This is a genomic window from Chachezhania sediminis, from assembly GCF_009765275.1.
Taxonomy (GTDB): domain Bacteria; phylum Pseudomonadota; class Alphaproteobacteria; order Rhodobacterales; family Rhodobacteraceae; genus Chachezhania; species Chachezhania sediminis.
The window spans coordinates 227,599-247,490 of the sequence record NZ_VOPH01000004.1 but is presented as its reverse complement, the minus strand read 5'-3'; the positions used below and the strand labels follow the sequence as shown (position 1 = coordinate 247,490).

The 19,892-nt window shown below is 68.1% G+C and carries 13 protein-coding genes; 9 read left to right on the top strand and 4 right to left on the bottom strand.

All coding sequences use genetic code 11. From position 1 onward, the window contains the following. The first annotated feature begins 39 nt into the window (after positions 1 to 39). Positions 40 to 741: an RlmE family RNA methyltransferase gene (locus FQK05_RS14650; protein ID WP_158968098.1), complete on the top strand. Its 702-nt coding sequence runs from the start codon at positions 40 to 42 to the stop codon at positions 739 to 741. Positions 742 to 850: 109 nt separating this feature from the next. Here FQK05_RS14650 and FQK05_RS14645 read toward each other — a convergent pair whose 3' ends face one another. Continuing rightward, positions 851 to 1,732, bottom strand: coding sequence for a YihY/virulence factor BrkB family protein (locus tag FQK05_RS14645; protein ID WP_158968096.1), 882 nt, complete (start codon positions 1,730 to 1,732; stop codon positions 851 to 853). A gap of 145 nt (positions 1,733 to 1,877) precedes the next feature. Further along, on the bottom strand, positions 1,878 to 3,005 hold the full coding sequence (locus FQK05_RS14640) for an AI-2E family transporter (protein ID WP_158968094.1): 1,128 nt from the start codon (positions 3,003 to 3,005) through the stop codon (positions 1,878 to 1,880). A 179-nt stretch (positions 3,006 to 3,184) separates the two neighbouring features. On the opposite strand from FQK05_RS14640, the gene FQK05_RS14635 reads away from it, so the two are divergent. Both FQK05_RS14635 and FQK05_RS14630 read left to right on the top strand, forming a co-directional pair. After that, a complete protein-coding gene (locus FQK05_RS14635) occupies positions 3,185 to 4,432 on the top strand; it encodes an AI-2E family transporter (protein WP_233270517.1) in 1,248 nt (415 codons plus the stop codon). Continuing rightward, positions 4,429 to 5,610: an acetoin utilization protein AcuC gene (locus FQK05_RS14630; RefSeq protein ID WP_158968092.1), complete on the top strand. Its 1,182-nt coding sequence runs from the start codon at positions 4,429 to 4,431 to the stop codon at positions 5,608 to 5,610. Before FQK05_RS14635 ends, FQK05_RS14630 begins: the two co-directional genes overlap by 4 nt. A 263-nt stretch (positions 5,611 to 5,873) precedes the next feature. On the opposite strand, the gene FQK05_RS14625 is transcribed toward FQK05_RS14630, so the two are convergent. After that, a complete protein-coding gene (locus tag FQK05_RS14625; RefSeq protein WP_233270516.1) occupies positions 5,874 to 6,308 on the bottom strand; it encodes a potassium channel family protein in 435 nt (144 codons plus the stop codon). 144 nt (positions 6,309 to 6,452) lie between these two features. On the opposite strand from FQK05_RS14625, the gene FQK05_RS14620 reads away from it, so the two are divergent. Both FQK05_RS14620 and FQK05_RS14615 read left to right on the top strand, forming a co-directional pair. Continuing rightward, a complete protein-coding gene (locus FQK05_RS14620; protein WP_199252673.1) occupies positions 6,453 to 7,103 on the top strand; it encodes an ABC transporter ATP-binding protein in 651 nt (216 codons plus the stop codon). Next, the gene (locus FQK05_RS14615) at positions 7,100 to 9,511 is read left to right on the top strand and encodes an FtsX-like permease family protein (protein ID WP_158968090.1); all 2,412 of its coding nucleotides are present in this window, start codon (positions 7,100 to 7,102) and stop codon (positions 9,509 to 9,511) included. Before FQK05_RS14620 ends, FQK05_RS14615 begins: the two co-directional genes overlap by 4 nt. Positions 9,512 to 9,551: 40 nt before the next feature. On the opposite strand, the gene FQK05_RS14610 is transcribed toward FQK05_RS14615, so the two are convergent. Continuing rightward, the gene (locus FQK05_RS14610; protein WP_158968088.1) at positions 9,552 to 15,791 is read right to left on the bottom strand and encodes an autotransporter outer membrane beta-barrel domain-containing protein; all 6,240 of its coding nucleotides are present in this window, start codon (positions 15,789 to 15,791) and stop codon (positions 9,552 to 9,554) included. 385 nt (positions 15,792 to 16,176) lie between these two features. Here FQK05_RS14610 and FQK05_RS14605 point away from each other — a divergent pair, with 385 nt between their 5' ends. From FQK05_RS14605 to FQK05_RS14590, 4 genes are all read left to right on the top strand, one after another. Further along, the gene (locus tag FQK05_RS14605; protein WP_233270515.1) at positions 16,177 to 17,166 is read left to right on the top strand and encodes an AbrB family transcriptional regulator; all 990 of its coding nucleotides are present in this window, start codon (positions 16,177 to 16,179) and stop codon (positions 17,164 to 17,166) included. Between the two features lie 89 nt (positions 17,167 to 17,255). Then, the gene (locus FQK05_RS14600; protein WP_233270514.1) at positions 17,256 to 18,005 is read left to right on the top strand and encodes a glycosyltransferase family 2 protein; all 750 of its coding nucleotides are present in this window, start codon (positions 17,256 to 17,258) and stop codon (positions 18,003 to 18,005) included. Beyond that, positions 18,002 to 18,313: a lipid-A-disaccharide synthase N-terminal domain-containing protein gene (locus FQK05_RS14595; protein ID WP_158968084.1), complete on the top strand. Its 312-nt coding sequence runs from the start codon at positions 18,002 to 18,004 to the stop codon at positions 18,311 to 18,313. Before FQK05_RS14600 ends, FQK05_RS14595 begins: the two co-directional genes overlap by 4 nt. Then, on the top strand, positions 18,306 to 19,772 hold the full coding sequence (locus tag FQK05_RS14590; protein ID WP_158968082.1) for an ArnT family glycosyltransferase: 1,467 nt from the start codon (positions 18,306 to 18,308) through the stop codon (positions 19,770 to 19,772). The genes FQK05_RS14595 and FQK05_RS14590 overlap by 8 nt, the downstream gene beginning before the upstream one ends. Positions 19,773 to 19,892 lie beyond the last annotated feature (120 nt).

Here is a 19,892-nt window from a genome sequence, read left to right as displayed (position 1 = left end):
AAGGCAGACGACCGAACCCGGCACAATTCAGGACATCCCATGGCCCGCAATACCTCTGGTCGCGGCGAACGCGACCTGAAAGTCAAGGTCAAGACCGCGCGCGGCCGCAAGCTCAGCTCGACCCGCTGGCTGCAACGGCAGCTGAACGACCCCTACGTCCGTCGTGCCAAGGCCGACGGATATCGCGGACGCGCGGCCTACAAGATCCTGGAACTGGACGAGAAATACCACTTCCTGAAGCCCGGCGCCCGCGTCGTCGATCTGGGCTGTGCGCCCGGCGGCTGGCTGCAGGTTGCAGTGCCGCGGGTCAATGCCCTGGGCGAGAAGTCGGGCCAGCCGAAGGGCCGCGTGATCGGCATCGACATCCAGGAGGTCGACCCGCTGCCGGGCGCCGAGATCCTGCTGATGGATTTCCTGGAAGAAGGCGCCGACGAACGGCTGCGCGCCGTGCTGGGCGGGTCCGCGGATGTGGTTATGTCGGACATGGCGGCCAAGTCTTCGGGCCACCGCCAGACCGACCACCTGCGGATCATCGCCCTGTGCGAGGCCGCGGCCGAATTCGCCTTCGAAGTGCTGGATCCGGGCGGCACCTTCGTGGCCAAGGTGCTGGCCGGCGGCGCCGAAGGCGAGCTTCAGGCGATCCTGAAACAGAAGTTCGAGAAGGTGGCCAACGTCAAGCCGCCCGCGTCCCGGTCCGACAGCGCCGAAAAATTCGTGGTCGCCACCGGATTCCGCGGCTGACGGCCCGGCCCTTTCAGGAAAAACCCAGGGAAATCGAGGCGCTGCTACCGAATCCTGTCCGGCGCAGGCGGGCAGTAGGACCGGATCCGGGCCCGCGGCAGTGGACCGCTCAGTCTTCCCCGGCGTCTTCCTGCTGTTTCTCCTTCTCGCGGGCGATCAGGATGCCGTTGAACTCGGCTCCCACGATCAGGATCGCGGCCATGAAGTACAGGAAGATCAGCGTGGCGATCACACCGGCCAGACCGGCATAGGTCGCGCCATAGGTCGCGAAATGCGACAGGTAATAGGCGAAGACGCGGCCCCCCGCGACCCACAGGAAGATGGTCAGCGCCACGCCCGGCAGCGCCTGCCGCAGCGGGATCCGGTGCCCCGGCAGCCACATGTGGAAGGCCGTAACCATCCCCACCAGGAACAGGCCCGTCAGCAGCCAGTTGGCAAAGCGCAGTCCCCCCACGGACAGGTTGTCGAAAGCCGCGATGGGAAACGTCTTCTGGAAGAATTCCAGGTAGATCGGCAGGGCCAGCTGCATCGCAGCCGACACCACGACAACCAGAGCCCCCACGACCACGAAGGCAATCGCGATCAGCCGCGTCTTGTAGAAGGGCCGCGGGTCGGTCTCGCGATAGCCGCTGGTCATCGCCAGCCGGATCGCGTCGATTCCGTTCGAGGCAAAGTAGATCGCGAATAGACCGCCGAAGGTCAGCAGGCTGGTCGAGGCCCCTTCGACCACCGATCGCACCTCGGCCTCGATCGGGCGGGCGATGGCATCGGGCCAGGCGCCGAAGATCAGGTTGTTCACGTCGCTGACGGGGATGTTCTGCGACAGGAAACCGGCCAGCGAGATGATGAACAGGATGAAGGGGAACAGCGCCATCAGAAGCGACATCGCCATGTGACTGCAATAGACCCAGCCGTTCTTGTTGTTGAACCGCTGCATGGCCTTCAGCAGGGCCTTCAGGGGAAACAGGATGTCGCTCAGGGTCAGTGTCATGGGTCCTGCTGGCAGATTGGACCGGGCACCGGTCGTTTCATCTGATCCCGGGTCGGCGTCATATTGCCGATAGCGGGAATGTTACCCACCAGTACCTAGCGCGAACGCCCCCGCCGGACCAGTGCCAGACTGTGCTTCCTGTGCCTCACCCGGCGGAATCTTCGGCCTTTGCCCGGGACTTGGGCGGTGCCCCGGCCGGTTCGATGGAGCCGTTGACCTCGGCCCAGTCGGTCCAGATCGACACGAAGATGGCCGCCACGACCGGCCCAAGCACCAGCCCCGGCGCGCCGAAGATCCCCAGACCGCCCAGGGTCGACACCAGGATCAGCACGTCGTGCAGCCCGCTGTCGCGGCGCACCAGCGCAGGCCGCAGCATGTTGTCGACCAGCACCGCCATCACGCCGCCCCAGACCGCCAGGGCGCCCGCACGGATCATGTCGCCCTCGATCGCAAAATAGATCGCGCCGCAGAAGACGATCACCTGCGCCCCCACCCCCGGGATCATGGCAAAGACCGCCATCACCACCGACCAGAAGGCCGCGGCACCGATGCCCGTGGCCCAGAAGGCCAGTCCGCCGGCCACGCCCTGCAGCACGCCGATAACCAGCATCACCTTCAGCGTCGCGCGGCTGGTCCCGATCATGCGTTCGTACAGACGTTCCTGCGTTTCCGTTGACAGGCCCGAAAGGCGCAATACCTGAAGGATCGGCGGCACCTCCATCGAGATGAAGAAGGCCAATCCATAGATGAAGACGAACAGATGCAGGAAGAACACCGCCGCACCCCGCGTCACCACGGAGAGCGAGCCGAGAAGGAAGGTCGCGATGCCGCCGGCCAGTTCGCTCAGTTTGGCCAGCGCGTTTTCGATCTGGCGCGACAGCCAGGCATGTTCCGGCACCCAGGACGGCAGGTCGAACTGGCCGGTCTGGGCTTCCTGGCTGACATCGGACACGATCTGGTGCGCCTCGGGCAACAGGCTCGCCGCCTGTTCCACGGCCATGGTCACAATGCCGATCAGCGGCACGATGATCGCCACACCGAAGGCCGAAAGCGTCAGCAGCGTGGCCAGCCCCGACCGGTGCCCGGTCAGCCGCAGCGCCCGATGGTAAAAGCCCTTCATCATGTCCGCCGCGATGGCGGCCAGCATCAGCGCCAGCAGGAAATGGCCCACCATGCGCACGAAGACGACAGAGATCAGCGCCGTCACCACCATCAGCGCGAACCAGCGAACCGCGTCGGTTCCTTCGCGCGACTGACCCGCGTTTTCGGACATGTCCTACCCCCCGGGCTGGCGCCGCACGCGACCGGCCCCGGTCCCGCACATCCGCAGACAGTTGCGCCGCAGCACGGCAGGCTGCAACATCGGTTCCATAGCAAAGCCTGCCGGACCGTGCAGCCCCCTTCGCTGCCGCGAGGCCCATTTCCGCCCGTAAGGAGCGTCATGACCCCGCCATGCCACGGCCGAACGGCCCCACGCCCCTGCGCACAGCCCCGCATCCGCGGCGCCCGCAGATGAACGGCCCCGACACCACGCCGGCCGAAGTGCGGGCGGCAGAGCGGCAGCGCAACGCGATGCTGGGCCTGTGGCGCGATGTGCTGATCATCGGGACGCTGGCCATTTCCGGCCTGATCTGGGGCGCGGGATTCCTGATGCCGCTGGTCCTTGCGGTGCTGGTCTTCGTGCTGATCCTGTCGGTCAGCGACACCATCACGACACTGCGCGTGGCGGGCCGGCCGCTGCCCGTCTGGTTCGGCAACCTTCTGGGCGTTCTCGTGGTGCTGGCGGCGCTGCTTTCGATCACCGGCATCATGGTCAACCAGACCAGCAGCCTGATCCGCGAACTGCCGGGCTATGCCGAACGTTTCGACCAGATCGTCGACCGGATGGGCCGCGTCCTGGGAGAGGACCTGGCGGATTCGCTGCAGGCCATCGTGCTGGACATCGACACCTCGCAATTCGCGCTGACCGCCGCCGGCGGCGCTGGTGCGGTGCTGTCGGGCTTCTTTCTGATCTGCCTTTATGCAGGGTTCATGATGGCCGAACGGCAGTCCTTCGCTGACAAGATCCAGCTGGCCGCCCCCGACCCCGAGACGGGCGAGCACATCGCCCAGCTGCTTCACGCCATTTCCCACAGCCTGCAGCGCTATATCTCGATCAAGACTTTCGTGTCGGTGCTGACCGCCGGCATCTCCTATCCGATCTTCAAGCTGATCGATCTGGATTTCGCCGAGACATGGGGCGTCCTGACCTTTGCGCTGAACTTCATTCCGACCATCGGGTCCTTTGTCGCCGTGCTCTTGCCGGCGCTGATGGCGCTGGTGCAGTTCGACACGTTCGGGCCGTTCCTGATCGTGATCACGGGCTGCGGCGTGGTTCAGTTCATCGTCGGCAACATCCTGGACCCGACGCTGCTGGGCCGGTCTCTGAACATGTCGCCCTTCATGGTGGTGCTGTCGCTGATGTTCTGGACTGCGGTCTGGGGCATCACCGGCGCCTTCCTGTCGGTGCCACTGACGGTCTGCATCCTGATCGTCTTCTCGCATATCCCGGCGATGCAGCCCATCGTCCTGCTGATCTCGCAACGCGGCCTGATGACCGTCGAACGCGCCCTGGGCCAGGACATCGACCCCGAGATCGAGGCCCAGCTGGAAGACGAGGTCGTCCCGGATGCGGACCCGGCCCCGGACCCCGCCGCGTGACCGCCGCCCATCCGGCCCCTGTACCGGCGCAGAGCCGGGCTCCGGCCCGGGATCGCGATCGGGACCGGCCGCGTTTCATCGGCAGCCAGGTCTATGCGCGGCCGACCTATGACGGCGTCCATCCGCTGGCCATCCCGCGCGTGCCCACGGTGATCGCACTGGCCCGGGCGATAGGCTGGCTGGACGACAGCCGCTATCTGACCAGTCCCCGGGCCAAGCCATCCGCGCTGCGCCTGTTCCACACGGAACGCTATCTGGACGCGCTGCAAAGGGTCGAGGCAACGCAGGTCCTGACCCCCGAAGACCGCGAGGTCCACGGCCTGGGCACGCTGTCGAACCCCGTTCACCCGCTGATGTACCGCCGCCCCGCCACCGCCGCGGGCGGGTCGCTTCTTGCGGCGGAACTGCTGACCCGGGGCGGCGTGGTCTACAATCCCGGCGGCGGCACCCATCACGGCCATGCCGACCGGGCGGGCGGCTTCTGCTATCTGAACGACCCGGTCCTGGCGATCCTGCGCCTGCGCGCGCTGGGGGTAGAGCGGATCGCCTATGTCGACATCGACGCCCATCACTGCGACGGGGTCGAGGAGGCGCTGGCCGGCCGGGACTGGGTCCGCATGGTGTCGGTCCACGAAGCGCGGCGCTGGCCCTTTACCGGCTCGGCCAGGGACACGGCCGGCGGATCGGCCTTCAACCTGCCGGTCGCCCGGGGCTTCAACGATACCGAGTTCGAACTGCTGTTGCAGGAGGTCGTCCTGCCCGCCGTAGCCGATCACCGGCCAGATGCGGTGATCCTGCAATGTGGCGCCGATGCGGTGCTGGAAGACCCGCTGTCGCGGCTGGCCTTGTCCAATGGCTGTCACTGGCGGACCGTCGCCGCGCTGCGGACGCTGACGCCGCGGCTTCTGGTCCTTGGCGGCGGCGGCTACAACCCTTGGTCGGTCGGGCGGCTGTGGACCGGGGTCTGGGCGACGCTGTCGGGGGCCGAAATCCCCGACCGTCTGCCGACGCAGGCCCAGTCGGTGCTGCGCGCCCTGTCCTTCCGCCGTGCGGCGGGACGCAACCCGCCCGAACACTGGTTCACGACACTGGCCGACGCCCCGAGGGAGGGCGGGATCCGGGACGAGGTGCGGGATCTGGTCCAGATCTCCCGTGCCCGGCTGAAGGCCTTTCATTGACCTGTAGGTGCGAATTTCGACCGGCTACAGCCGGGCGGACCCCGCCGCACCGCCACCGGGGCAGATCGACGCGGCTTTAGGGCGGAGCCCCCGCCGCCGACGAGCCCGCTCTAGCAGGCCGCAGAAAAAGGTCTCAGGCGCGTGCCTCTCGGCCCGCTCGTCATGCTCCGATGCCCCGGATTTTCATCAGCTCGACGTGAGAGCCCGAAAAGTGACGCGCTTTCGCGTCGAAACTGTGGCGGCTAGAGTTTTTCAGCAGCCTGCTAGGACCAGCTCGGCCCGCCCGCGCGGCTCAGCTTGGAGATGTAGGTCACAAGGAACGCGGTCGAGATCCCGAAGCTCAGCGCCCCGGTCATGGCCGCGAAAGCCGCAAAGACGCGCGCCTCGGGGCCCACGACCACGTCGCCGTAACCCACGGTCGTATAGGTCACCAGCGAGAAATAGATCGCCTCGCTCAGCGACTTGAACAGGTCTTCCCACATCATTGCGCCGGCCCAGATCCAGACCTCGATCACGTGCAGCAGTGTGACCGCGCCGACAGCCACCAGTAGGAACAGGGTGTCCCGCAGCCAGGGATGGTCCTTGTCCTTCGCGATCTTCATCAGCAGCCGCATGGCGATGCCGATCCCGAACACGTGGTTCACGATGCAAAGGACCAGCACCGCGCTGCCCCACATGATCTGTTCTGTCAGTCCCATGTCGCTCTCCGCCTGTCGCCGACTGCCGGTTCTGATAGTCAATGCGGGTTCCAAGGTCGACCCCCGCCCGCGGCATCAGCGCGGTGGACAATCCCGGCCCCGGCCCCAATGTTTCCACTCGACGGAACCGACCGGGGCCCAAGCGTGCTGCTGACCATCGACGACCTGACCAAGACCTATCCCGGTGCGCCCGCGCCCGTGCTGGACGGCATCTCGCTGACGCTGGACGCAGGGCAAAGCCTGGCGCTGACGGGCGAAAGCGGCAGCGGGAAAAGCACGCTTCTGCACCTGGCCGCCGCCCTCGACCACTTCGACGGCGGGGAAATCCGCATCGACGGCGCCCCCCTTTCGCCCCTGGACGACGCCGCCCGGGCCGCCTTGCGGCGGACCACGATCGCGGTGGTGTTCCAGCAGTTCAACCTTGTCCCCTCGCTGACCGTAGGTGCCAACCTCGCGCTTCATGCCCGTCTGGCGGATCGCGAGGAACCGGACCGCACCCGCCACCTGGCCGACCGCCTGGGCCTGACGGATCTGCTGGAACGATACCCCGAACAGCTGTCCGGCGGGCAGCAGCAGCGGGTCGCCATCGGCCGCGCGCTGGCACTGCGACCACGACTGCTTCTGGCCGACGAACCCACCGGCAGCCTGGACGAGGTCACCGGCGACCGGGTGATGGAGCTTTTGCGCGAACTGGTGACCGAAACCGGCACGGCCCTTTTTCTGGCGACCCATTCGCCCCGGATCGCGGCCACGCTTGGCGCCCATATCCACCTGAGCCGCGGCCGGCTGGGATGATCCGCACGGTCCTGTCCGCGCTGCTGTCCCACTGGCGCCGCCAGCCGGTGCAGCTGGTGACCTTGCTCGCCGGACTGGCACTGGCCACGGCGCTGTGGTCCGCGGTGCAGGCCATCAATGGCGAGGCGCGCAGCGCCTATGCCCGCGCCGACGCCGCGCTGGGATCGGGCACGCTGCCGTCGCTGGTGTCGGCCACGGGACACATTGCGCTGGACGACTATGTCCGCCTGCGCCGGGCCGGCTGGCAGCTGGCCCCGGTGCTGGAGGATCGCGCCCGGATTGGCGGCACCTGGGTCACGGTCACCGGGATCGACATCCTGTCCTACCCGGTGCTGCCCGTCACCCCGGGCCCCGACGATCCGGACGGACTGACCGGTTTCCTGACCGGTGCCGGCCTGATCTTCGCCCATCCCGAGACCGCCTCGCGGCTGGAGGGTGCCGATGACATGCCGGAAATCCGTCCCAGCACGTCCATCCCGCCCGGCACGCTTCTGACCGACATCGCGGTGGCGGAACGCCTGCTGGACCGTCCCGGCGCCCTGACGAAGCTGCTGATCCTGCCGGACCAGCCCATGGGGCTGGCGCCCCTTGTGGAACTGGCCCCCGACCTGCGCATCGAACAGCGCGGCGCAGCCGCGGCCGACACCGCCCGGCTGACCGACAGCTTCCACCTGAATCTGACGGCCTTCGGGCTTCTCGCCTTCGCGGTGGGGCTTTTCATCGTCCATGGCGCCATAGGCCTGTCCTTCGAACAGCGCCGCCCGGTCTTCCGCACATTGCGCGCCCTTGGCGTGCCCGTCCGCACCCTGTCGTTGTGCCTGGCGGCGGAACTGGCGCTGATGGCCCTGACCGCCGGGCTTCTGGGCCTTGTGCTGGGCTACCTGATCGCCGCAGCGCTTCTGCCGGACGTCGCCGCCAGCCTGCGCGGCCTTTACGGCGCCCCGGTCAGCGGCGGGCTGTCCTTCCGGCCCCTCTGGGCGCTCGCGGGGCTTGGCATGACACTGGCCGGCACGGGTCTGGCCGGGGCGCAGGCGCTGGGGCGGCTGGCGACCATGCCGATCCTTGAAGGGGCCACCACCGCCGGCTGGGTCGCCCGCGCGCGGCGCAGCGCCCGGATCCAGATTCTGGCCGCCCTGCTGCTGCCCCTGGCTGGCATCGTCGCGGTCTGGCGCTTCGACGGGCTGATCGCGGGCTTTGCCCTGCTGGGCGGCCTGCTGCTGGGCGCCGCGGCGCTGGTCCCGCCGCTGCTGGGGCTCGTCACGGCCACCGCCGCGCATCTTGCCCGGCGGCCGGTGGCCCAGTGGCTGTGGGCCGACATGCGCGCACAGGTACCGGGACTCTCGCTGGCCCTGATGGCCCTGCTGCTGGCGCTGGCGACCAATGTGGGCGTGGGCACCATGGTCTCCAGCTTCCGGCAGACCTTCACCGGCTGGCTGGATCAGCGCCTTGCCTCCGACCTCTATGTCACCGCCGCGACCGATGCCGAGGCGCAGGCCATGGCCGAGTGGTTGGCGCCGCGGGTCGAGGCGGTGCTGCCGATCCGTTCCGCGACCTTCGACCGGGACGGCGTGCCCCTGCGCCTGTACGGGATCGTCGACGACCCGGTCTATGCCCGGAATTGGCCGCTGGTCGCGATTGGCGACGACGCCTGGCCCCGCGTCCATAGAGGCCAGGCGATCCTGCTGAACGAACAGATGGCACGGCGGCTCGACCTTTGGCCCGGGGACAGCGTGAACCTGACGCCAACGCTGCGCCTGCCGGTCGCCGGGGTCTATTCCGATTACGGCAACCCGGGCGATCAGGCCATCGTCGCCCTGCCCCTGCTGGAAAGCCTGCGCCCGGATCTGCCGTTCCGTCAGATGGGCGTGCGCGCGGTCCCGGGAACGGCGCCCCGGATCGCGGACGATCTGGCCCGGACCTTTGCCCTTCCCCCGGACGCGGTCGTCGATCAGGCCGGTCTGAAGGCCGCATCCATCGGCATCTTCGACAAGACCTTCGTCGTGACCGGCGCGCTGAACGCGCTGACCCTGGGGGTCGCGGGGTTCGCGATCCTGACCAGTCTCTTCACGCTCTGGACCCGCCGCCTGCCGCAAATCGCGCCGCTCTGGGCCATGGGGATGACCCGCGGCAGGCTGGCCCGTCTGGAAATCCTGCGCAGCGTCGCCCTGTCCGCAGTCACCGCCCTGCTGGCGCTGCCGGTCGGGCTGCTTCTGGCCTGGGCCCTGCTGGCCGTGATCAATGTCGAGGCCTTCGGCTGGCGCCTGCCCATGTACCTTTTCCCCGCCGACTGGCTGCGGCTGTTCCTGCTGGCGCTGGCAACCGGGGCCCTGGCGGCGGCGCTGCCCGCGCTCAGGCTTTATCGCCTGCCACCGTCCGAACTGCTGAAGGTCTTCGCCGGCGACCGGTGAAAGGGGGAACGGCCTCGCCCAGGGACGCCGCTCCCCGCCTTCAGAAGTCGTAGCGAAGGCGCGCGGTAAAGGCCGTGTCCGACACGTCGCTGTTGCCCTGGAACGTCACCCGCGCCTCGTAGCTGAGGCCCGTCTTTCCGACATATTCGGCCCCCAGCGCACCGATACCGTAATTGGACGACCCGCCACCCCCGACGGTGAAGCCCGGAATACCCGCGGGCGTGCCTTCGAAGACCACGTTCTGTGCCAGGTTCTGAGAGCTCCAGAAGCTGGCGCCCAGCCGTCCGAAGGCGCGGAAGGTGCCCTTGCGGCCCTCGATACGCTTGCCCAGTTCCAGCATCGGCGTGGCGGCGAACTGCCAGTCGTCGGCGGCACCGAAGTGCAGGTTCATCGCGCCTGCCCCGGTTTCCGAATAGGCCGGGATGTCGACGCGGACGGCGTCCAGATCGAAGGTCGGCTTCAGATAGAACGCCCCCATGTCGCCGTAATAGGACGCCCGCGCCCGCAGCCCGATGGTGGTCGTGTCGAAGTTCGACTTCGCCACCGCGCCACTGTCGGTCGTGCGGTCCGTCTCGATCGAATTCCGCGTATAGACGCCCGAGAAGGCGAATTGCAGCTTGCTGGTCGGCAGGACCTTCACCACGCCCCCGACCGAGACAGCATCGGTGTCCGAACTGATGCGCCCGTCGCTGCGGGTCGTGTCGGCACTGCCATAGCTGACCATCCCGCCCAGAAAGACGCCGTCCCAGACCTCGGTCTGGCCACCGATGGCCATCTCGTTCCATCTGGTCTTGTAGGTGGCGCCGCCCACCGCGCTTTTCCCGTCGATATGGCCGCCGATCCCGCGAGTATAGAAACAGTTGGTTTCGGTCAGGGCCGCCGTTTCGCCCACGAAGACGGGGCAGGAATGAAGCTGGTCGTTACGCGCGGCCGACTGGATCGGGGCCAGCGTGTTGGCGGTATGCAGACCTGCATCGTTCAGTGTGTTCGTGAAATTGGCCGAATAGGTCGACAAGCCACCGGTGGCGATGCTGGCCTGCGAGGCCATGAAGTCGTTTAGGTCCGACGGCTGCCCGCTGGCCACGATCCGGTCAAGGTGCTGTGCCACGGCCCGGGCACCCGGTTCGACCAGGTCTTCGGTGTCGAACTGAAGCGCGTCGACCTTCAGCCCGATGCTGGACAGTTCGACATTCAGCGAAAACCGCGCGGCGATGGTGTCTGCCACCTGCAGATCCCCGGCATCGATCGTCTTTGCCTGGAAGAAGGTATAGGACGCGTCCGCGGGCTGTCCCCCCACGGCCAGGCCGATCAGGTTCGGCGTCACCGTCCCGGCCAGCCTGGCATCGCCTTTGACCGACAGCACGTCCGATATGCCCGCGGACTGGTCAACGTCGACGATCATGGTGCCCTCTGCCGACTGGTTGAACATCGACGTGACGAAGCTGCTGGTGCCGACCGTGCCGGTGCCCGCGACGCTCAACGTGCCGGAATTGGTGAACCAGTCGGTGCTCGAGGACGTGCCCGTCACCCGCGCATCCCCGCCGATCACCACGTTCCTGAACAGCGTCCCCCAGCGGGGCGCGCCATCGATGGTGACATACTCTCCTGCATTGAAGGTGCCGGAGTTTTCGAACCAGTTGCTGCCATAACCCAGATCGACATTGCCGGTGACGGTGCCCGCGTTCCGGACATAGAGGTTATAGGCCAGCGCATCCGGCACACCCGGCCCCAGAAACAGCGGATCGGTCGCCGCGATGGCAAAGCCGCCATCCCCGGCGGAAACGGTGCCGCCGGCGATATCGATCGTATTGCCCCGCCCGCCGACCAGCGCGATGCCCGCGCCGCGGTTGCCCGATCCCCCGGCGATCGTGCCGTCGACCGTGATCGCGATCTGGCCGTTGCCTTCGCTGCCGGCACTGGGATTGTCGCCATAGAAATCGTGCGGCAGCGGTCCGTCGCCGTACTGGTTGGCATTGCTGCCGCTGTTCAATTGCGTGGCCTCGGCATAGATCGCGACCGCGCCTTCGCCAGTGGCCCGGATCGACCCGTTATAGTCGATGGTGATGCCCTTGGTGGCGGATGCGAAACCGTCGCCCAGAAACTCCGCCCGGGTCAGGTCTGTGGCCGACAGCATCCCCATAAAGGTGCCGTAGCTACCGCCGAAGCCCGAACTGGACTGTGCAAAGATCCCGTGGGCGCCATAGCCGGTGGTGGTGATCGACGGCGCCGCCCCTTCGGCCGTGGTGATCGAGACCTGCCCCGCCAGGCCATCGGTGGCCCATGTGATCGACGGCTGGGTGTTCTGGGTCTGGGCATTCTGCCCGCCGCCGACATGACCGCCACCGCCGCCGATGGACTGTGCAACCACGGCGCTGGACCCGGTGCCACGGGTGGTGATCGCACTGCCCGCCTCCAGCGTGATGCCGACATCGGCCCCATTGCCGCCCGCCCCACCCTTGCCTGCATTGGCGTCGGAGGCACCGTTCAGGAATTCCGACGCACTGCCGCCGACACCACCGCCGCCGCCGATGGACTGGGCCAGGATGCCGAAAGCCTCGTCCCCCCCGGACACGATGTTGCCGCTGTTGATGATGCTGACCGCTCCGCCCACCCCGCCGCCGCCGCCGGTGCCGCCCAGGCCATAGGAGATGCCGACGGTCCCGTCCCCGGATCCGCCGCCCGCGGCCGAAGGCTTGCCCGGCATGGCGTAGACCGGTGCCTTGACCGTCTGCGCATTGCCACCCTTGTCGATCTTCTGGATGTTGGTGAATTGCAGACCGCCGCCACCGCCGATGGATTGCGCGGCCAGACCATAGGCATAATGGCCCTGCGTCTGGACATCGCCGCTGTTCTTGATGGTGACCTCGTCCGCGGGCGAGCCTTCGCCGGCATTGCCGCCGATCCGCACCGACAGCGCCGTGGTCTTCACGAGCGAGCCGGAAGTGGTCGTCGTCCCGCCGATGCCGCCACCGCCGCCGACAGACTGCGCCAGAACGCCCATGGAAAAGTTGCCCTGCGTCGACAGCGCAGCGCTGTTGCCGACGTAAACGCTGCCGCCGCTGCCGCCAGCACCACCATCGCTGCCCACCACGACATTGCCGCCCGTGATCTCGTCCGCGGCCGAGGCCGCGCCGGCCACACCGCCGCCGCCGCCGATGGACTGCGCCAGGATCGCATTGGCCCGGTCGCCTGCGGTGGATATCGCCGCATCGTTTTCAACGATCACCGACCCACCGTTCCCGGCCGAACCGCCCGACCCGCCAACCGCGACGGAAAAGTCGACCGAAGACGGGTAGGCCTTCTCCGGCAGGATCCCGGCCTTGTCGTAAAGGCGATAGATCTTGTCGGCAAAGCCCAGCACGGTGCGGGCCGTGTCCGCGTCGCCGCCCAGTCCGGTGGACGTGTTGGAGATGGTCGCCGTGCCGCCGACCCCGCCGCCGCCGCCCACCGACTGGGCGATGATGCCGGATGCGCCATGGGTTGCCGTGGCAATCGTGCCGCCGGCCTGGTTCGCGACTGTCACGGTGTTTCCGTTGCCCGCGCCGCCGCCGGTGCGACCGACCGCGACCTGAACCGTTGCCTGGGTGGCATTGCCGTCGTCCTGGGCGCCGCCGCCGGCCCCGCCGCCGCCGCCGACCGACTGGGCCAGGATCCCGCGGCTGTCGGTGCCGGCCGTGGCGATCGCACCGGAATTGGTGATCGTGACCGTCCCGGCATCGCCGCCGCCCGCGCCCGCACCGCCGATGCCCACATTGATCGTGTTGCTCTTGCCAAAGACAAACTCGGCCGGGGTCGAATAGGTCGTTCCGGTGCCGCCCCGGCCGCCGCCACCGCCAACCGACCGCGCAGCGACAGCATCGGCATAATTGCCGGTGGTCGTCACGGCCTGCGTGCTGGTCAGGGTCACGGGGCCGCCATCGCCGGCCACGCCGCCGCTGCCGCCCACGGCGACGTCGATCCCGGCATTCACGCCATAGCCCATCCCGTAGGTCGAGGCATGGGCCAGCGCATTGGCCCCCACGCCGCCGCCGCCGCCGATGGAATGCGCCTCGATCCCCACGGAATGGTCGCCATGGGTGGTGACCGGGGCCCAGTTGTTCACCGTCACGACCCCGCCGTCGCCGCCGCCCGTACCGTCGCCCCCGACGCTGACCCCGATAGAGACCGAGAAACCCGTCGTCTTCAGCTCCCGGGCCGAAATCGTTCCGGCATAGGATGTGGCCGCCCCGCCGGCCCCGCCGCCGCCGCCGACGGATTTGGCCAGGATCCCGATGGAATCGTCGTCATATGTGGTGACGGTCGAGACATTGTTCAGCGCCACCGCGCCGCCATTGCCGGCCGCGCCGCCGGTCCCGCCGACGGCCACGCTGATCGCGACCGAGATACCGTCGACCGGGAGGCCCGCGCCCACGCCGAAGGCCCCGCCGCCATCGCCGCCGCCGCCGCCGATGGACGCGGCATGGATGCCGGTGGACCCGACCCGGCGCGTCTCGATCCCGCCCAGCGGGGTCGCGGGCGGCTGGGCAATACCGTCATTGATCAGGACCAGTCCCGCATCGCCGCCTGCGCCACCCTGTCCGCCGACAGTCACATCGACGAAGGGAGCGCCGGCGAAGCTGCCGCCGCCGACACCGCCGCCGCCGCCGATGCTGAGCGCCTGAAGACCGTGCGAATTGGAGCCTTCGGTGGCAATGCTGCCGGTCTGGCTGACGCCGACATTGCCCCCGATGCCGCCGGCCCCGCCATCGCCGCCGCCCCCGAAGAAGAACCCGTCGGCGGTGCCGCCGGAACCGGCGGGCTGTTTCGCGGCCGCGGCCGCATCCGCCCCCAGGGCCACGCCGCCACCGCCACCGGCGCTGAGCGCGATGAGGCCGCTGGCACCCCGGCCCGCGGTCGACACGGCGCCCGCATTGGTCACGCTGACCCCGCCGCCATTGCCCGAACTGCCGCCATTGCCGCCGACGGATACGATCCCGACCGCTCGGGCACCGTTGCCGCCGCCGCCGGCGACCGACTGTGCCACGATCCCGGCCGAGCCCGTGCCTGCGGTCGTCACAGTCCCGCCAGTCCGGTTGACGATGGTGACATCGCCACCGGCACCCCCGGCGCCGCCGCTGGTCCCCGCCGCCTCGAAAAACCCGACGGACGGGGACCCGCCTGCTCCGCCACCGCCGCCGAAGGACTGGCCCACGATGCCATAGCCACCGATGCCGACGGTCTCGACCGTTCCGGCATTGCCGATCGCGACGCTGCCGCCGCCCCGGCTGCCCCCGGCCGCGCTGTCATAGGCATATGCGCCGGGCGCACCGCCGGCGCCGCCATTGGCCTCGGCCAGGATGCCGACGATCCGGTCATTGGAATTGCCGTTGTCCGCCAGGATCCTGGCGGCCGAAGCCACGTCGATCGTGACCTGCCCGCCCTGTCCGCCGTCGCCGCCATTCGACGTGGCCTCGGCCGGCCGGGTCACCGGACCGCCCGCACCGCCATCGCCGCCATTGGCGCGGGCCAGGATCCCGAACCGGGACCCGTTGTCGTTCACACCGATATAGACGTCGTTCAGGGTCACGGCGATGTCGCCGCCATCGCCCCCCGCACCGCCCTGCGCAGGCGCAAAGCTGGACGAGGACGCGGCACTGCCCCCGATGCCGCCATTGGCGGTAACCGTGACGCCGGTGACGGTCTCTGCACCCGCCGTCACCTGCTGGCCGACCTGCGGCTGTGCGGATGCCGTGCCATCCGTCGCTTCCGGCGCATCGAAGGTCAGCGATACGCTGCCACCGTTGCCTCCGTCCCCTGACGCTGTCTGCTCGAACTCGAAATTCTGGCCTGCGCCCCCGTTGCCGCCATTGGACACGATCCCCATGACCGGCTGAGAACCGTTTCCGGGGGCCGAGATGTCGGCCGAAGCAACCACCGTGATCGTGCCGCCATCGCCGCCGGGCTGGCCATCGACCGGTGCGGGGTCGGGATAGAAAGTGTAACTCTGCGGCTCATAGGCATCCCCGCCGGTGCCGCCGCTGCTTTGCAGGAAAACCCCCTCGGTCAGGGCCCCGCCGGGGCCCCCCGGGTAGGTGACATCGATCCCCGGACCGTCCGCACCGGGCGTGGGCGCCACGTTCTGGTCCCGGTCGTCTTCCCAGAAGGCGCTGTAGCCGTCGATGCCGTCCGCGCCCTGATCCTGGATCAGGGTCGAAGGTCCGGCCAGGACAAGCGAACTGCTGCCCAGCCATGCCGCCGCCACCAGGGCCGTGCATGAAAAGAGCCTTGCCTGAAGCGCCATGACGACCATCCCCATCCCCCCTTCGGGTCCCTGTCCTTTCCGGACATGATCTTCTTGTGGAAGGGCGGAACTCTTGACCGGAAAACACATGACCTCGCCGCCCCGTCCAGAAGCTACGAATGGGCAGCTTCACCGACAACCGGAACTTCGGCCAGTGTTTTCGGGTTCTCCGACATCTGCCGCGGGGCATTCGGCCCCCCGACGCACGCGCCGGCGCCCCGGTTCGGGGGCCGGACCGGGGCGCGGAAATCTTCGCTTGCAAGGAACCGCGGTCAGGATCATAGCTCCGACCGTGACGTCTCTTGTTCTTACTGCCCGTAATGTCGTTGGTCTTCTGCTTGCCGGATCGGTGGGCGGTTTCATCATCCTTTTCCTTGGCGGGCCGATGCCATTCCTGATCGGCAGCCTGGTGTCCGTGGGCGTCTTCGCGATGGCTGCAACCGCGATGGACCGGCAGTTGCCGGCCTTCCCGCAAGGTCTGCGCCGGGTGTTCGTCGGCGTGATCGGTGTCATGATCGGGCAGCGCTTTACCACGGACCTCGCCTCCCAGATCCCGGCGCTCTGGCCCTCGCTTCTGGCGGTGCTGCCCTTCGTGGCGGTGACCCAGGCCGCCAATTTCGCGATCTTTCGCTACATCGGGAAATACGACGGGCCGACCGCCTTCTTCTCTGCCATGCCCGGCGGATTGATCGAGGCAATCACCATCGGCGAACAGCAGGGCGGCAACGTGCAGGTGCTGACGATCCAGCACTTCGTCCGGATCGTGCTGGTCGTGATCACCGTGCCGACGCTGTTCCTGATCTTCTCGGGCCATTCGGTGGGCAGCGCAGCGGGCCAGCAGCTGTCGGTCGGACCGTGGACCGCGCTGGACGTGGTGCTGATCGTCGCCGTGGCGCTGATCGGCGCGCCCCTGGCGGTGCGGATCCACCTGCCCGCGCCGATGCTGCTGGGCCCGATGATCCTGTCCGCGGCCTGTCATGCGACCGGGCTGATGGATACCCACAGCCCGTCCTGGCTTCTGCACTTCTCGCAGCTGGTGGTGGGGACCGGCCTGGGCGCGACCTTCGCACGGACCAATCCGCGCCAACTGCTGAACGCCTTCCTGCTGGGCGTGCTGACCCTGGCGGTCATGCTGGGCCTGGCCTGCGTCTTCGCCTTTTCCCTGACGCCGTTCGTGCCGATCTCGACCGAAACGCTGTTCGTCAGCTATGCCCCCGGCGGCGTAACCGAGATGAGCCTGATCGCCCTGTCGCTGGGCGTGACACCCGTGGTCGTGACTGTTCATCATATCGTCCGGATCACCACGGCCATCGTGCTGATCACCACGGTGCCAAAGCGCTGGTATCGCGACGACGAACCGCCCAACGCGGCCTAGGGCGATCCTCCGCCGAGCCGCGGGCCTTTACAAACCGGCGGGCTTGCGGCACTTCCAACCCGCGATCCCAGAAGGCAAAGGCCTGTCCCTTGAAGGTTTCCATCGTCATCCCGATGCACAACGAGGCCGAGAACGTGGCCCCCATGGTCCACGAGATCGAGGCCGCCTGTTCCGACCTGCCGGGGATGGAGCTGATCCTGGTCGATGACGGATCGTCCGACGCCACCGCCGCCAATATCCGCGCGCTGGCCCCGGGCCGGCCCTGGCTGCGGATGGTCCAGCACCCCAAGGCCGGCGGTCAGTCGGCCGCTGTCCATTCCGGCGTTATGCTGGCCACGGGCGATATCGTCTGCACGCTGGACGGCGACGGCCAGAACCCCCCGTCGGAAATCCCGAACCTGGTGGCGCCGCTGCTGGACCCGGCCGCCCCGGCCTCGCTGGGGCTGGTGGCTGGTCAGCGGGTCGACCGTCAGGACACCGCGTCGAAGAAGCTGGGCTCGCGCCTGGCCAACAAGGTGCGGGCCTGGATGCTGAACGATGGAACGCGCGATACCGGGTGCGGGCTGAAGGCATTCCGGCGCGAGGCTTTCCTGGCGCTGCCCTTCTTCAACCACATGCACCGCTACCTTCCCGCGCTCTTTGCGCGCGATGGCTGGACCGTCGCCCATGTCGACGTGACCCACCGCGAACGGTCGGCGGGCACATCGAAATACAACAACCTGCAGCGCGCGCTGGTGGGCGTCCGCGATCTGCTGGGCGTGGCCTGGCTGATCAAGCGGGCCAAGACCGCGCGTCCGACCGAAGAATCCCTGCACGGAACCGACGAGGGCGCGGCATGATCGACTGGCTGATTTCCGTCTTCCACGTCACCACAACGGCCGAGCTTGTCTGGGTCGTCGTGGGCCTGTTCGGGCAACTGATGTTCACCATGCGGTTCCTGATCCAGTGGATCGCATCCGAACGGCAGAAGAAATCGGTCGTGCCGGAAATGTTCTGGTGGTTTTCCATCGGCGGGGGGCTGATCCTGTTCGCCTATGCCTGCTATCGAGCCGACCCGGTATTCCTGCTGGGCCAGAGCTTCGGCGTCGTGATCTATGCCCGCAACCTGTGGCTGCTCTATGCCGAAAAGCGCGCGAACCGTGCCTGAGAGGGGCGCGGACCCTGAGGCTGACCACCTTCTGGGCCGCGCCTGCGTCTGGGCGATCCTGGCGCTGACCGCCTACCGGATCGCGCTTCTGCCCTTTGCCACGATCGACCTCTTCGTGGACGAGGCACAGTACTGGCTCTGGGGCCAGAACCTCGACTGGGGGTACTATTCCAAGCCCCCCCTGATCGGCTGGGTGATCCGCGCCTTCACCGAACTGGGCGGCAGCGACAGCGCCTTCTGGATCCGCCTGCCCGGGCCGTTGCTGCATTGCGCGACCGGTCTTCTGCTGTGGCGCGCGGCGCGCGAGATCGTGTCGCCCGGCGTGGCGGGCCTGGTCGGGCTGGCCTATGTCACGATGCCGATCATCGCCATCGGCACGCTGCTGATGTCGACCGACACGGTGCTGCTGCCATTCCTGGCCGCGGCGCTCTGGTGCTGGCTGCGGCTGGTGCGGGCCCCGTCGCTTGGCGTCGCGGCCCTGATGGGGTTGTGCCTGGGCCTGGGCATGATGGGCAAGTACGCGGCGATGTATTTCTGGATCTGCGCCGCCATCGGCGTGGTCCTGATCCCGGGCGCCCGGATCCGCTGGCAGGATGCCGCGCTGGCCTTTACCGTCTACCTGCTGGTCTTCGCACCCAACGTGCTGTGGAACCTGCAGAACGGCATGACCACGGTCAGCCATACCGGCGACAATATCGGCTGGATCAAGGAAAAGAGCGGGATCACCCTGCATTTCGACGAACTGGGCGATTTCATCGGTGCGCAGTTCCTGTCGATGGGGCCGGTGCTGTTCGGCGCCTGGATCTGGGCGCTGTTCCGCAAGGACAAGGGCTGGAGCGGATGGTGGATGGTGGCCCTGTCGCTGCCGATCTTCCTGCTGGTGTCCACGCAGGCGATCCTGTCCAAGGCCTATGGCAACTGGGCGCTGGCGGCCTATCCGGCGGCGCTGATGCTGGCGGTGCCGGCGCTCCGGGCCGCGGCGCCGCGGCTTCTGTGGATCGGGCTTGCGATCAACGCGGCGCTGGTGGTGGCCCTGCCGGTGGTCGCGACCCAGGCCACGACCTGGCACATGGGCGACAATCCGCAACCGGTGCTGCGCCGCTTCACGGGGCGCGCGAACCTGTCGATGCAGATCCTGGACCGAGCGAAGGCGGCCGGGGTTGGCGCCGTCATGGTCAACGAACGCGACCTGCTGGCCGATCTTTTCCACACCGGCCGCGATGCGGGGATCGAGATCTATGCTGTCCCCCCCAATGGCCATGCGCCGCACTACTATGCGCAGCATTATCCCTATCCGAAGGACCGCGCGGGGCCGTTCCTATATGTCACGATGAGCGGCGGAAACCCGTGCACAGGGGCGCTGCCGGAACCGGCGGCCGAATGGTCTTCGGGGCCCGGGGCCTATCGCAGTGCAACCGTCACCGCCTACCGGCTGGACGAAAGGTGTTGGCGACCCTAGCGCTGCGCGGGGACCACGTACCCTGCCCGGCCTTGGGGTGGCGATTGGCGGTGCCGGAACGTTGGCGGTGCGGCGGTGCGGTCAGGAAATGACGGGCGTCCGGGAACGGTTCGACCCCGC

Bases quoted from the DNA above. Each gene is read 5' to 3' on its own strand.
- FQK05_RS14615 (WP_158968090.1), top strand. From the start codon at position 7,100: ATGATCCGCACGGTCCTGTCCGCGCTGCTGTCCCACTGGCGCCGCCAG.
- FQK05_RS14635 (WP_233270517.1), top strand. From the start codon at position 3,185: ATGCCACGGCCGAACGGCCCCACGCCCCTGCGCACAGCCCCGCATCCG.
- FQK05_RS14610 (WP_158968088.1), bottom strand. From the start codon at position 15,791: ATGGCGCTTCAGGCAAGGCTCTTTTCATGCACGGCCCTGGTGGCGGCG.
- FQK05_RS14645 (WP_158968096.1), bottom strand. From the start codon at position 1,732: ATGACACTGACCCTGAGCGACATCCTGTTTCCCCTGAAGGCCCTGCTG.
- FQK05_RS14605 (WP_233270515.1), top strand. From the start codon at position 16,177: ATGCCATTCCTGATCGGCAGCCTGGTGTCCGTGGGCGTCTTCGCGATG.
- FQK05_RS14595 (WP_158968084.1), top strand. From the start codon at position 18,002: ATGATCGACTGGCTGATTTCCGTCTTCCACGTCACCACAACGGCCGAG.
- FQK05_RS14650 (WP_158968098.1), top strand. From the start codon at position 40: ATGGCCCGCAATACCTCTGGTCGCGGCGAACGCGACCTGAAAGTCAAG.
- FQK05_RS14640 (WP_158968094.1), bottom strand. From the start codon at position 3,005: ATGTCCGAAAACGCGGGTCAGTCGCGCGAAGGAACCGACGCGGTTCGC.
- FQK05_RS14625 (WP_233270516.1), bottom strand. From the start codon at position 6,308: ATGGGACTGACAGAACAGATCATGTGGGGCAGCGCGGTGCTGGTCCTT.